The sequence below is a fragment of the Rhizomicrobium sp. genome (assembly GCA_037200985.1).
GTDB lineage: Bacteria > Pseudomonadota > Alphaproteobacteria > Micropepsales > Micropepsaceae > Rhizomicrobium.
Genome location: JBBCGJ010000001.1, coordinates 4,091,425 through 4,106,282, shown reverse-complemented (window position 1 = coordinate 4,106,282; position 14,858 = coordinate 4,091,425). Strand labels below are relative to the sequence as shown.

Annotated in this window: 6 protein-coding genes; 1 reads left to right on the top strand and 5 read right to left on the bottom strand. The window is 68.4% G+C overall.

Going from position 1 to position 14,858, the window contains the following annotated elements; all coding sequences use genetic code 11:
- Positions 1-11 precede the first annotated feature (11 nt).
- Positions 12-731 carry a dienelactone hydrolase family protein gene (locus WDN01_20345; protein MEJ0028384.1) on the top strand — a complete coding sequence of 240 codons (720 nt, stop codon included), beginning with the start codon at positions 12-14 and terminating at the stop codon, positions 729-731.
- Between the two features lie 15 nt (positions 732-746).
- On the opposite strand, the gene WDN01_20340 is transcribed toward WDN01_20345, so the two are convergent.
- The 5 genes from WDN01_20340 to WDN01_20320 form a co-directional block, all read right to left on the bottom strand.
- A complete protein-coding gene (locus tag WDN01_20340; protein ID MEJ0028383.1) occupies positions 747-1,625 on the bottom strand; it encodes a spore coat protein U domain-containing protein in 879 nt (292 codons plus the stop codon).
- Between the two features lie 110 nt (positions 1,626-1,735).
- A complete protein-coding gene (locus WDN01_20335) occupies positions 1,736-4,240 on the bottom strand; it encodes a hypothetical protein (protein ID MEJ0028382.1) in 2,505 nt (834 codons plus the stop codon).
- A gap of 72 nt (positions 4,241-4,312) precedes the next feature.
- On the bottom strand, positions 4,313-5,131 hold the full coding sequence (locus tag WDN01_20330; protein MEJ0028381.1) for a fimbria/pilus periplasmic chaperone: 819 nt from the start codon (positions 5,129-5,131) through the stop codon (positions 4,313-4,315).
- A 3-nt stretch (positions 5,132-5,134) separates the two neighbouring features.
- The gene (locus tag WDN01_20325) at positions 5,135-5,647 is read right to left on the bottom strand and encodes a spore coat protein U domain-containing protein (protein ID MEJ0028380.1); all 513 of its coding nucleotides are present in this window, start codon (positions 5,645-5,647) and stop codon (positions 5,135-5,137) included.
- A 507-nt stretch (positions 5,648-6,154) separates the two neighbouring features.
- Positions 6,155-14,803, bottom strand: a complete 8,649-nt coding sequence (locus WDN01_20320) for a hypothetical protein (protein MEJ0028379.1) — start codon at positions 14,801-14,803, stop codon at positions 6,155-6,157.
- Between the last annotated feature and the right edge of the window lie 55 nt (positions 14,804-14,858).

Below are 14,858 nucleotides of genomic sequence, written 5' to 3'. Positions count from 1 at the left end.
GAGACAAAGACATGACGCGCGAAACGCTTACCTACCAAGCCGACGGGCTGACGATGCGAAGCGAGCTGTTCTTCGAGCCGGGCGGCGCGCCGCGCCCCGGCGTGCTCGTATTTCCCGAAGCCTATGGCCTCAACAGACACGCCCTCGAACGCGCCGAGCGCCTGGCGACGCTCGGCTATGCGGCGCTCGCCTGCGACCTGCACGGCGACGCGCTGGTGGTCGAGGATCTCGGCGTATCCATCGGCATGCTCGACGCGCTGTACGCCGATCCGTCCAAGACCCGCGCGCGGGCGGGCGGCGGGCTTCGCGCGCTGGCGGCGCGCCCGGAGGTCGACGCGGCGCGGATCGGCGCGATCGGCTTCTGCTTCGGCGGAACGATGGGGCTGGAGCTAGCCCGGTCGGGCGCCGCCATCAAGGCGGTGGTGGGATTCCACAGCGGCCTCGCCACCGTGGCGCCGAAGACCGACGCCAAGGCGATCAAGGCGCGCATCCTGGTCTGCATCGGCGGCGACGATCCGTTCATCCCGCCCGAGCAGCGCGCGACGTTCGAATCGGAAATGCGCGACGGCGGGGTCGACTGGCAGATGAACGTGTACGGCAACACCGTGCACAGTTTCACCAACCCGACGGCCGCGAACGCCAAACGGCCCGATGCGGTGCGCTACAACGCCGACACCGACCGGCGGTCCTGGAAAGCGATGCAGGACCTGTTCGCCGAGGCCTTCGCCTGAGCGAAGGTCGCCGCCCTAATTTCCCACGATCGTGACGGTGATGACGTCCGAATAGGCGCCGGGCGCCAGGGCTGGAACGCTGAAGCTGCCGATGGTCGCGGTGACGTTCAGGCGGTCCGCCGTCGACGGCGCCGCGCCGGCGCCGGAAGCGACCTGCACATCCGTCGGCGTCAGTGCCGGACTGCCCGACACGGCGGCGAGATTCGGCGAGTTGCTGGGCGACAGCGTCACGCTGTAGGGAATCGACGCCGTGCCGGCGGCGGGCTTCAGCCGGCTTCCATTGTCGGATCGCATATAGACCTTGTAGCCGGTGCTGTCGTTGCTCTTGAACAGCGCCTGGACGCTGCGCGACTGGCCGGGCGACAGGGTGCCGAAATCCGTGACGATCGAGGTCTGATTGATGTCGAACGCGTTTCCGGTCGGGACCAGCGACAGCAGGAATATGCCGGTCACGGCGGTCTCGTGGATCGCCGACACCGAATCGATGGGCGGCGAAGGCTCCAGGAACGTGCCGCTGTATAAGGAGAGCAGCACGTCGTCCTGATAAAGGCCCGACGGCACATATTGGCCCGGCGGCATCGTGAAATAATACATCAGCGTGACCGTCGGCGCGCTGCCGCCGATGAAACTAAGCATATTCACGTCCGTGCCGCTGGCGCCGTTCAGGGGATCGAGAAAGACGTTCGTGAGCTGGCTGTTGGTGTAGAGCTGATAGTTCGCCGTATGGGCGGCGCCGTCCGACATCTTTCGCACGCCATTGCCGCCTTCGGCGCCGACAAGATAGGTGCAGCCGGCGACGACGCCCGCGACCCTGAGGCTGGTGACGACGGTGGTGTGCTGGGCGCCGTCGGTGAAATCGTAGTCCGGCCGAAAGGTGACGGCCGTCGCGGACATCGAAACGCCCGCCCCGCAGGCATCGGCGCGCGCCGGCATCGCGGAGAGACAAAAAAGACCTGCCGCCATCGTGGCGTAGCGAAGCGGGGCCGGGAGGCGGAACGGGAGTCTCATCTTGCAGCCTCGATTTGCACCGCGAGCGTGACATCGCCCACGACGTAAACGCCCGTGGTTCCGGGCGGTATGGTGATGCGCGCGACGACGTGCGGACTTCGCACCAGGCGCAATTCGAACGAGCCCGGCCCGATCCCCTCGATGCGGAACCGCCCCTGCCGGTTGGTGAAGAATTCGCCGGCGGCGGCGCCCGTCTTGTCGAGCGGCACGATCTCGCCGGCCAGCAGCGCGAGCGGCGCGCCGGACGCATCCGTCAAAACGCCGTCCAGCACGACGGTGGCGTCGTTGCCGACGACGACGACGGTGCCGCTGCGATAATTGGGATTGAGCTGATATGTGTCCTGGCCGAGCTGGTATCCGACGGGCAGATCGGGGACGGTCACGGCCAGCGGACGGATCTGATACGCGGTCAAATTGGGCAGCACGGCCGGGCCGAGCCAATCGGTCCGCGCGTCGTAGCGGCCGTTGATTCCGGACGAATCCAGGATGATCTTCTGGTCGGCATAGCTCGGGGTCGGCGCGACGATGGCGAAACTGTCGTCGACCGGCCGGCCGACACCGAAATGTCCATCGGCAAAGACGAGCGAACTTCCGAAGCGAAAGCTGGTCCGCTGCACCGTGCCCTGATCCGAATCCGGCGAGGGGAAGAGCACGTCGTGGGACAGGCTCGTCTCGAAGCGGTTGGCGTTGTAGTACACCGAACCGGTGACCTGCTCCTGGTTGCCGGCCTTGACGACGTTGAGCGCGCCGCCGGGCTCGCCGACGAAATTGCTCGGCGAATACTGATACGAGGCCTGCAGCGTGTCGCGCGCCGTGTCGTAGGTCGATTGCAGGGTGCTGTGCCCGTCGCCGATCTGCCAGGTCACGGCGAGCAGCGCACCGGAGCTTGAGCGGCTGCCGCGATCGACCGATTGCTCGAGGCGCAGATTGGCGATCAGGCCGCGCAGAAACGAATGCTGGAACGACAGGCTGAGGTCGTGTCCGTTGCCCGCGCCGTTCCGCCCGACGCGATAGGACGCGCCGAAGGAGGCATAGACGTCGCCCAGGATCGGCTGGGTGTAGCGCAGCCCGAGATCGAGCGCCGCGAGATTGAAGGGCGTGACGGTGCCGAGCCGCGAGAAATTGGCCCCGGTATAGGTCGCCTGCGCCAACAGGCTGCCGCCGAAGCCTTCCGGCCGCGAGTCCAGCAGGCTGTAGGAGAGACGCAGCGCGCCGTCGAAGCCGGCGCCGCGCAGATGGCTCGCGGCCGCATCCATATGGACGGTGCCGTAGTCCGAGGCATAGCCGATCTCGCCGCCGAGCTGTTGCTGCAGGACGGAGCCCTGGAAATTGCCGCCCACCGTCAGCGTGTCGCTGAGGCCGATGCGGTGGAATCCCGAGACCGAAGGCAGCCCCGCGTCATAGATGTATCCGGCGGTGCCGATCGCCGACGGCAGGCCGACATTGTAGGAGAATTCCTGCACGCCCGCGCCCAGGAGGTTGCTGCTGAAGAAGAAGGGCGAGCTGAACGTGCTCACGCGGCCGACGCCGTCGGTGGCGCGCAGCACGACGTCGTTCGGACCCTCCGCGAAGGCGAAATTGTTGAGATTGTAGCGGCCGGCCGGCAGCGTGAGGACGCGGCTCTGGATGCCGTTGATGAAGACCTGGACCTGGGAGGCCTGGTCGAGGACGAAGTCCTGCGACCCGGTCGGTTGGGTGATGAAATAGGGTTGCAACGAGAAATTCCGCGCCAGCGAGAAACCGGCCATCGGCACGAAGGACTGGAAGCCGGCGACGCCATAGGTGAGATCGCCGGCCGAATAGCGCAGCGCGCGATCCGGGTCGTCGTGCACCAGGCGCAGATCGCCGCGCTGAAAGGGCTGCGGCGCGGAGCCGGAATAGAGAAGCGAACCCTCCAGGACCGATCCCAGGACATTCACCGCGCCGTCGAGCGCGACCGTCGCCTGCAGCCCCGACGTCGCATGGCTGTCCGCGGACACGTAGTCGAGGCTGCCGCGCATGTTCAGATAGGAGCTGACATCCGCCGCCGGAGCGAGGCCGTTGCTGCCGATCACGGGCGGTCCCGGCCCGATATTGACGGCCTGCACCCGGCGCAATTTGACGGGCAGGTCGAGGATGAGGACGAGATCGCCGGGATCGAAGCGCGCGGCAAGGCCTTCGGTCTTGAGATCGTCCAGGCCGAGAAAGCCGTCCGTATCGGCGTGCGCCGCCAGCCGCGCCAGCTGGTCCGCTTCGAGCAGCGGCGTCAGAGCGGCGACCAGACTATGGCTTTCGATCCGGAATGCCGATCCGTCCGAGAGGCCCTTGGCCTGGATCTGCGCGATCGCCACCCCGTCGAGGAACAGCGGCACGGACAGGGTCCGGCGCGGCGCGGCGTCCGGCGGCTTGCCGCCGAAGACCGACTGAAAGAGCTTGAGCCGCTCGTCTTCGGAGGACGGCGGATTCGCCGGCGCAGGGTCCGCCGCTCGCGCCGGTCCGGCCGCGAACCATGCGGCGAACATCAGGACGGACAGACGAAGGCAGGCGGGGCGCGCCGTCAATCGGGCGACGCGACGGCGCCGCGAAGCACGCTCTCAGGGCGCACCTTGTACCTCGAGCGTCGCGCTCACCGGGCCGACCGCCAGTTCGGGCGGCCATGCGACGGCGAAGCGGCGAACCGAGCCGGACAGGACGTTTTCGCCCATCATCGTCCCGACCTGCGCGGGCGACAGGATCACGCTCTTGCCGTCGCCCGACCTGGCCGTCACGCGGACGCCGCGAAGATTGATATGCGCGAGCCCGCGATTGGCGACGGAGAGATCGAGCGTCGGCCGGCCGCGCGTATCGCGGCCGGGCTCGGCGCGCTGGACCACGAGATCGTGCGCCGGATCGGCATGGACGTCTGGCGGCAGGATGTAGACCGCGGTCTGATACTTGACCAGAAGCTTGAGACTGTTCCGGGCCGTGCCCGGGCGCCCGAGATCGACCGGCAATTGTTCGGCGATGAGGCGATAGGCCAGCTCCTTGTCCGGCTTCACCGGGCCGAGCCATTGCACGCGCACGGTTCTCTTCTCGCGCGGCAAAAGGACGAGCTGGGCGGGAAAGACCAGGAACTGGTCTTCGGCCGGCGAAAGGGTTTCGGTACCGTCTTCCGCCTGTTCGCGCTTGACGACGCCGATCTGGACGGCGGTGGAATCCGAGGAATCGTTTTCGACGACGTAGTCGAGCGTCGCGCGCGCGCCGGCGGGCGCCATTTCCGCGGTGAAGGGAGAAATCTTGAAGGCCGAGGCCGGCGCGCCGAGGAGCGCGCCAACGACGATCACGCCGATCAGACGCGGGATCGCCCATCGGGCGATTCCGGTCCACCGGCGTGATCTCCATTGTCCGGAGACGATGCGAATCCGGGCCGTCACGTCCTACTTCGCCGTCATCGCGAAGGTCAGCGTGTCGGTATAGTCGCCGGCCGCGGAATTCGCCGCAGTGGCGCCGGTATAGCCGATCGTGATCGGCTTGGTGACCGTGCCCGAGCCCGACACGGGAGCGGAAACGTCGGTGACGTCCACGGTCCCGGCGACCGGAATTGCGGCGACGCCGTCGTATTTCACGGTGTAGCTGAGCGCGTGCGCAGCATCGTCGGTACCGGCGGTGGACTTAAGCAGGCCGGACGTCGTTCCGTTCGTCGTCACCATGGCGACGGTGTATCCCGCGTCGTCGTTGCAGGTCTCGTCGACCGAACCAACGGCGAGGGCCGTCGCGCTCGTTTCCAGCGCTATGCCCGTCCCGCCGGCCACGGCATTGACGGCAAGGCTGCACATCTGAGGAACCGTGCCCGTGAGGGTGATGGTATTGGCGGCATTCGCCGCGCCGCCCACGAGAAGAAGAGCGGACACGGAAACGGCGCCGAGAAGACCGAGGTTTTTATTGTTCATGAAATTTGCTCCTGAATTGTTCACCGGCGCAGTTAGGGCGTGGCGCATTAATGGCGTGGAAGAAAACTTCCGACAATTCGAACGGTACCCGAAGAACTACAATATTTGCGGCTAACATCATAATATAGAAATGCCGTTTGCCCGGAGTTCCCGCTATCAATTATTGTTTTCGTCGCCCACCAACCAATAAAGTTCCCGTTTTTACTTAAGGTTGTATAATATATGCACGCTCTGCAACCGGAATTGTGCGCTCGCACGACTCAGTCGGAAAGAAAAACCGACAACGACATCCTCGATGCGATGAGACCGGTCGGAGCGCGATCGCATCGGATCGCAAATCGCGGTGGAGAGGAAACTGAAACGAACTCGGCGTCCGCTCCTGCCCCTTATGGCTTGAGAAGCCGCGGTTCTTGCCGCTGAGCTATGCAGTCAGTCGATTGAGATCCCAAAGGTCCAGGCGTTCGCGCCGGCCATCGGGATCGTGAACAACACGACGGCGGTGCGGCTCTAGAACTGCACGCCGACACCGGCGTTGAAGCCGCCGGAACCCTGGCTGTTGACGGTCACGCCGCCCTTGAACACGAAGGTCCCGTCGCCGGAGACGCGTGACGCGCCGAAGGCAACGCCCGACGCGCCGTTCCAGCTTCCCACGCCGAGGCCCACGAGCGTCTTGCCCGGCGTCACCGCCTGGGGAATGCCGTTGACGGCGAGCGCCGCGGCGACGCCGCTGTCGGCGCGGCTGCTGAGCTTGCCGAGGTCCTTGCGTACATCGGCGATCTGGTTGTCGGTGTAGGCGTTGGCGCTCGACAGCGTCGCGGCGGCCGAGGCGTTGAGCTGGTCGACATTGACGGCGTCGGTGCCTTGCGTGCCCGACGCGACATTCGTCACGCGGCGCTCATGGCCCTTCGAACCGACGGAAAGCGTGTTGGCCTGGTCCGCGACAGAGCCGGCGCCGACGGCGGCGCTGTTGTTCGCCGTGGCCGCGGCGCGATCGCCGATGGCGACCGATTCGTCGCCGGACGCCTGGCTGCGCGCGCCGGCGGCCGTCGCGTTCGCGCCGCTGGCCGAAGAGGCCGCTTCCGTCGAGTTGGTGCTGAAGTATTTGGACAGGTCGTAGGTCGAGTTGACCTTGGTTTTGATGGTGTTGACGTCGAGCTGGATATCGTCGATCCGTGCGCTGTTGAGCGCGATATTGACGGTATTGACGTTGACCTGATCGCTCACCGCCGAGAGCTGGCTGCCGTTCACCGCATCGGTGCTGGTGGCGCTGACGAGGCCGGGGGCGACGTTGACGATGCGGCGCTCATTGCCCACGGAACCGACCGACACCGTGTTCGAAACGCCGGCGATGGAATTGGCGCCAAGCGCGACGCTGTTCGCCGCCCCCGAAAGCACCGTGGCGTTGGCGCCGAGCGCGACGCTGGAATCGGCCATCACCAGGCTCGAAGACCCGATCGCGATGTCGTACAGGCCCTCGGCACGCGCGCCCAACCCCGCACCATCGCCGCCGCCGATGGCGATCGACCGGTCTCCCAGGGCCGACGCGAAGGCGCCCATCGCCACGCCGTCCGTTCCGGCGGATGTGCTCGAGACGCCGGCCGAAATGGCGTCGGCGCCGGAGGCGTCGGCGTCCGCTCCGGTCGAATTGGCGCGGAAATACTTCGTCCCGACGGTGTCGATCGTATTCACGTTCGAGGCGAGCGTGGCGATGTTGCTCGTGTTGGTGGCGATGTTCGTGGTGTTGGTCGCAATGTCGGTCGTATTCGTCGCCACGTCAGTCTGCAGCGTCGTGATATTGGAGGTATTCGTCGCGATGTTCGACGTATTCGTCGCAATGTCGGTCGTGCTGGTGGCGACGTCGGTCTGGAGCGTCGCGATGTTCGATGTGTTGCTCGCGATGCTGGCGGTGTTCGTCGCAACCTGCTGGTTCGTGGCGTAGAGCTGGCTGCCGTTCACCGCCTCGGTGCTGGCGGCGGACAGGAGAGCCGGCGCGACGTTGACGACGGTGCGCTCGAGGCCCGGCGCGCCGACCGAGAAGGTGTTCGCGGTCGCGGCGACCGAGCCGTAGCCGACGGCGACCGAATTGGCGCCGGAGGCGGAGGCGCCGTTGCCGAGTACGGTCGCGTTCGAGCCGCTCGCATTGGCGCCATGGCCGATCGCGATGTCGCCGTCGGCGCCCGCCAGCGCGTTCTCGCCGATCGCGATGGAGCCGGTGCCGCCGGCGACGCTGGCAAGGCCCATCGCCACCGAGTCGGTGCCGGCGGCCGAGGCGCTCGAGCCGATGGCGATGGCGTCCGTGCCTCCCGCGGATGCCGCCGGTCCGGTCGAATTCGCCCTGAAGTATTTCGAATTGCCGGCCACGCTCGAATAATTGGTCTGCAAATCGGCGATGTCGGTCGTGTTCGTCGCGACCTGCTGATTGGTGGCGTAGAGCTGGCTGCCGTTGACGGCGTCCGTGCTGGTGGCGGAGAGCAGGCCCGGCGCGACATTGACGACGGTGCGTTCGAGGCCGGGCGCGCCGACCGAGAACGTATTCGCGGTCGCCGCAATCGAGCCGTAGCCGACCGCCACCGAATTGCCGGCCGAAGCCGTCGCGCCGTTGCCCAGCGCCGTCGCGTTCGCACCGTTTGCGACGGCCCCATAGCCGATCGCGGTGTTGCCGTCGGCGCCCACCTGGGCGTTCGCACCGAAGACCGAAGCGTCGACGAACCCGTTGTCGGTCGCATTCGTGCCGACCACCGCGGAATCGGCCGCCGATACGGCGTTCCAACCGATGGCGATGGCGCCGCTGCCGCTGGCGGAGCTCGACGTTCCGAACGCCATCGAGTCGCTTCCCAAGGCCTGCGAAGCCGGACCGACGGCGAGGCTGTCCGTTCCAGCCGCGGACGCGGCGGGACCGGCGGAGTTGGCCTTGAAGTATTTGGTGCCGGTGTTGTCGATGTCGGTGAGCGATGTCTGAAGGTTGCCGATATCCGTCGTGTTCGTCGCCACGTTGGTGTGCAGCGTCGAGATGTTCGACGTGTTGGCGGCGATATCGATCGTATTCGTCGCGACGCTGGTCTGAAGCGTCGTGATGTTGGACGTGTTCGCGGCGATGTTCGAGGTGTTCGTCGCCACGTTGGTCTGCAGCGTCGAGATGTTCGACGTGTTGGTGGCGATATCGATCGTATTCGTCGCGACGCTGGTCTGAAGCGTCGTGATGTTGGACGTGTTCGCGGCGATGTTCGAGGTGTTCGTCGCCACGTTGGTCTGCAACGTCGAGATGTTCGACGTGTTGGTCGCGATGTTGGTCGTGTTGGTCGATACCTGCTGGTTGGTCGCGTAGAGCTGGCTGCCGTTCACCGCCTCGGTGCTGGTCGCGGACAGAAGCCCCGGGGCGACATTGACGACGGTGCGTTCGGCGCCCGGCGCGCCGACCGAGAAGGTGTTCGCGGCGGTCGCCGTCGAGCCATGGCCGACGGCGACGGCGTTCGCGCCGGTGGCGCTCGCGCCATTGCCGATCGCGGTCGCGTTGGCGGCGGATGCGCTGGAATTGAACCCGATCGCGGTGTTGCCGTCCGCGCCCACCTGGGCATTGGCGCCAAATACGGAGGCATCGATGAATGCATTGTCCGTCGCGCCGCTGCCGATCACGGTCGAGTTCGCCGCCGAGATCGTATGGGCACCGAGGGCGATGGCCCCGCTGCCGCTGGCGCTGGCGTCCGTCCCGGCGGCGAAGGCGCCGCCGCCCTGGGCGGAGGCGTTCGGGCCCAGCGCGACATTGCCGTCGTCGCCGGCGGCGCCGCTGCCGGCAATGCTCTGCGTTCCGATAGCCACATCGCCGACGCCGTTGGCAGCCGATTGATAGCCGCCGGCGAAGCTCTGCCCGCCCAAGGCGGAGCTGCCATAGCCGAGCGCGGTATCGAAGGCGCCGCTGCCGGCGCTGACGCCCGCGACGCTGCCGGCACCCAGCGCGACGTCGCCGTCATTATAGGTCGTGGCGCCGGCGGTCGATCCGCCATTGTTCACGTCGCCGCCGCCGATCGCCACCGATCCCGTGCCGTTTGCGCGCGAGGCGTCGCCGGTGGCAATGCTGTAATCGCCTTCGGCGTCGCCGCCCTGGATCGCGAGGCTGTCGAGACCGGCGGCGGTCGTAAAGCTGTCATCGGTCGAGCCGAGCGCGGTGCTGCCGGTGCCGCTGGCCGTGGCCAGCGCGCCGACGGAGGTCGCGTCGTCGGCCAGTGACGCGGCATGATCGCCGATCGCCACGCTGCTGTCGCCGATGGCAACCGATTGGAAGCCCCCAGCGAAGCTGGATGCCCCAGCGGCCGCCGCCGTGTCGCCGAGGGCGACGCTGCTTTCGCCGAGCGCGAAGGCCCCCGGTCCGAAGGCCGACGCGCCGAGATTGTGGGCCCAGCTTCCGACGCCCACGGCGGTGGCGCCGAAATCGTCGGCGGTGGCGCCGACGCCGAAGGCCGAGCTGCGCCCGCCGGTCGCGTGGCTGTCATAGCCGAGTGCGGTGTCGGGATCGAGCGTGCTCTCGCCGGTGACGCCGGCGGTGCTGTTCGTGCCGATGGCGATGTCGCCGGGGCCGTAGGAGACCGCGGCATCGGTGCCCGCGCCGGTGCCGACCGCGTCGCCGCCGCCGATGGCGATGCCGTTGGCGCCGAAGGTCGAGCCGTTCTGGCCGACCACGACGGAGTCGATCGCCGTCGCATCCGCGCTCGCGCCGGTGCCGAAGAGCGAAACGCCGGTCGCGTTGTTGTCTGTGGCATTGGCGCCGAAGACGAGCGAGTTGGCCGCCGAGACCGCGTTGGCGCCGAACGCTATCGCGTTGTCGCCGCTGGCGCTGGCCGCCGTGCCGAACGCCATCGCGTTGGTCCCGTCGCCGATCGCGGTATCGCCGAGGGCGATGGCCGAGGCGCCGGTCGCCGCGCTCTGGTTGCCCAGCGCGATCTGGTTGCCGTCGGTGCCGCCGCTCGCGCCCGCCGTGGCGCCCGGGCCGATGGCGACGGAATTGTCCTCATGGGCAACGGAGGAGAAGTCCGAATTGCCGCCGATGGCGACGGCCGAATCGCCCTCCGCAACGGAATAGGAGCCGCCGGCGAAGCTGTTCTCGCCCGACGCCGCCGCGTTGTAGCCGAGCGCGGTGGCTTCGCTGGCGGTCGCGGCCGAGCGGTTGCCGATGGCGATGGAATAGGTGCCGGAGGTGGACGCGGCGAAGGCCGAGCTGGCGTCGCCGCCGATGGCGATGTCGCCGAGGCCGGCGGCGTTGGCGTTGTAGCCGATCACCGTCGCGTTGTTGGCGCCGCTGGCGGTGTTCGCGCCGGTGCCGTAGATCGACACGCCGGTGGCGCCGTTGTCGGTGGCGCTGTTGCCGGTGACGATGGAGTCGGCGGCGGAAACGGTATTGGCGCCGATGGCGATGGCGTTCGTCCCGCTCGCGCTTGCGCCGGAGCCCAACGCCATGGCGTCGGTGCCGGTCGCGGTGGGGGACGCACCGGTGGACGCCGTGGTGAAATAGGTCACCGCCGAGCTCGAGCTCAGGGACGAGACGTCCTGCTGCAGCGTGTAGAGCTGACCGCCGTTCACCGCATCGGTGCTGCCCGACGCGACGTCGCCGGCCGCCAGATTGACGATCTTGCGCTCATTGCCGCTGGTGCCGACCGACACCGTGTTCACCTGATCGGCCAGCGAGCCGGCGCCGAGCGCCACGGCATTGTCCGCGGTGACATGCGATTCCGCGCCGAGCGCCACGGAATCCAGATTGGCCGCATTGGCGTCCGAGCCGAGCGCCACGGCGCTGCCGCCGGCGGCCGACGTGTTCGGGCCCAACGCCACGCTGTTGCTGCCATGGGCGTCGGCGAAATAGCCGCCGGCGATGCTGTAGTCGCCGTACGTCGCCGCATTGTCGCCCAGCGCGATGCTGCTGATCCCGGAGGCGGTGGAATCGTAGGCGCCGGCGAAGCTGTGGCTGCCGCTGGCCGTCGCGCTGCTGCCGAGGGCGACGGTACGATCGCTCGAGGCCGTGGCACCGAGGCCGAAGGCGGAGCTGTAATCACCGCTGGCCGTGGCCGAAGCACCAAAGGCGCTCGCGGAGGTGCCGGTGGCAGCGACGGCGTTGCCGATCGCGGTATCGCCGGTCAGGGAGGTGCCGAAGACGCCGGCGGCTGCGCCATTGCCGATCGCGATATTGCCGCTGTTATAGGCATTGGCGCCATGACCGCCGGCAAAGGTGTTGTTGCCCCAGGCCGTCGCGCCGTCGCCCAGCGCGACGCTGCTGGCGCCATAGGAGGTGGCGCCGTGTGCCGCGGCGAGGCTGTAGGCGCCCGTGGCGCGTGCATTGTTGCCGAGGGCGGCGGCGCTGGAACTGGACGCCGCGGCGCCGGCGCCCAGCGCGATATCGGCATCGTCGCGCGCGCTGGCGCCGTATCCGATGGCGATCTGCTTCGTGCCGCTGCTGGCGAGCGAGCCCGCGGCCGCCTCGGTACCGACGGCGATCGCGCCGGTGCTGTAGCTGGCCGCGGCATCGGCGCTCGTCGCGCTGCCGCCGATGGCGATGCCGTTCGCGCCTTGGGCCGTGGCATTGAAGCCGATCACCGTCGAATCGATGGCGGTGGCGCCGGTGCTGGCGCCGGTGCCGTAGATCGAGACGCCGGTGGCGCCATTGTCGGTCGCGCTGTTGCCGGTAACGACGGAGTTCGCCGCCGAAACCGCGCCGATGCCGAAGGCGATCGCGTTCGTGCCCGTGGCGCTCGCGCCGGCGCCGACCGCCAGCGCGTCGGTGCCGCTCGCCGTGGCCGTGCCGGTGCCGGTATCGGAGATCGAATCGGCGACCCCGGAGACGCCTTGCAGCGCGGTGTAGAGCTCGTTGCCGCTGACGGCCTGATGGTTGCCGGACGCGACCGTGCCGTCGGCGACATTCTCTATGGTGCGCAGGCCGGACGGCGTTCCGACCGAGACGCTGTTCGCGACGTTCGCGACCGAGCCCGCGCCGAGCGCGACCGCATTGCTCGCCGTGGCGCTCGCGCCATAGCCCAGCGACAGCGCGGAGCCGCCCGTCGCCTGAGCGGCGAAACCGACCGCGGTGTCGTAGGTCTGGCCGGCATAGGAGCTCGACGTCCCGTCGAAGCCCGCCACGCTGTTGGTGCCGAGGGCGATGTCGCCGGCATTGTAGGTGACGGCGCCGTTGCCGTTGACGGCGTTGTCCCCGCCGCCGATGGCGACGGAATTGGCACCCACCGCATGCGCAAAGGAACCGCCGGCCAGGCTGAAAACGCCGCCCGCCGAGCTTGACGCGCCCAAGGCCGTGCTCAGATCGCCGCTCGCGGTGCCGCCGGCGCCGAGGGCCACGCTGGAATTGCCGCTCGCCGTGCTGAACACGCCGAAAGCGGAGCTCAGATCGCCGCTCGCCGTGCTGTCCACCCCGATGGCCGAGGCCGCGGAACCGCTTGCCGTGCTGCCGCTGCCATAGGCCGAGCCATCGCCGCCCGTGGCGCTTGCGAACCTGCCGATGGCGACGTCCTGCGTGGCCGTGGCGCTGCCGCTGACGCCGGCCACGCTGTCGGTGCCGATGGCGATGTCGCCGGTGTTGTAGGTGACCGCGCCATGGCCGTTGCCGCCATTGTCTCCGCCCCCGATGGCGACGGAATTGGCGCCCCCAGCATTCGCAAAGGAGCCGCCGGCCAGGCTGTAGGCTCCGCTCGCCGCGCTCGAGGCACCGAAGGCCGCACTGTTGCCGCCGGTGGCCTGCGCCGCAAAGCCGATCGACGTGTCGCGGCTCTGAAAGTTGTAGGCGGGGTCGGAGGAGTTCACACCGGCTACGCTCTTCGCGCCCAAGGCGATGGAATCGTCGTTGAAGGCTTGCGCCGCCATGTTGCCCGGCGTGCCGTCGCCGCCGCCGATGGCGATGCCGCCGGCCCCCACCGCCGCCGAATGGCTGCCCAGGGCAATGGCGCTGCTGCTGCCGGCATTCGCCGTATCGCCGATGGCGATCGCATCGAAGGCGCTTGCGGATGCGCTGTAGCCGCCCGCGAAGCTGTCATTGCCGGCGGCGCTCGCATTGTGGCCGAGCGCGGTACTGGTACCGCCGGAGGAGATCGCGCCGTAGCCCAGCGCAAGGCTGTCGCCGCCGGTGGCCTCGGCCGCAAAGCCGACCGCCGTGTCGTGGTTCTGGAAATTGTAGGCGGGATCGGTCGTCGCCACGCCAGCGACGCTCCTGGCGCCGATGGCGACGGCGTCGTCGCCATAGGAGGCAGCCGACGCATTGCCGCCGCCGTCACCGCCGCCGATGGCGATGGCGTAGTCGGAATGGGCCGTCGCGCCCGTGCCGCCCGCGAAGGAGGCGGTGCCGAGCGCCTGCGCATTGTAGCCGAACGCGGCGCCGCGCGTGCCGGTGGCGATCGCGCCGGACCCCGCCGCAATGCTGTCGCCGCCATCGGCGCTGGAGCCGAAGCCTAGCGCGATGTTGTGGTTTCCCGTGCCGCCGGCGACGCTGTTGGCGCCAAAGGCGAGCGAGCCGATGCCTTCGGCATCGGCGCCCGCGTCGCTGCCGCCGCCGCCGCCGATCGCGACGGATTCGTTGCTGTTGGCGATGGTGCCCACGCCGCCGGCGAAGGCGTAGTCGCCGGCCGCCGAAGCGCTGTCGCCGAGGGCGACGGCGCTGGCGCCGGTCGCGGTGGAATTGATGCCGCCGGCGAAGCTGTTGCCGCCGGCGGCCTGGGCCGCATAACCGATGACGGTGTCGCCATTGTTCAGCGCGATGCTGTTGGTGCCGACCGCGATCGCACCGGTGCCGCTCGCCTGCGCGCCCATCGTCGACAGGCCGTCGCCGCCGCCCAAGGCGACAGCGGACGGCGCGGTCGAGGCCGCGTTCGCGCCCGCCGCAATCGTGTAGTCGCCCGACGCCACCGTGTCGTCGCCGAAGGCGGCGGAACTGATGCCGGACGCGGAGGCTCCGTTGCCGAAGGCCGCACTCTGGGTGCCCGATGCCGAGCTGCTGTCGCCATAAGCCGAGGAAAAGGCGCCGTTTGCAAAGGAGCTTGCGCCGCAGGCGGTGGAATGGTTCGTCGAGGCTTGGGCGCCATTGCCCGTGCCGGTGCCGTGATCGGTACAGATCGTGTTGTCGGCCGACGCCGGCGCGAGGGTCAGCGCCAAGGTCGACGCCGCGAATGCCATGACAATGCCCGCGCGCGCGCGAAGCCTAAAGCCGCCAGCCAAAATCACCCCACCC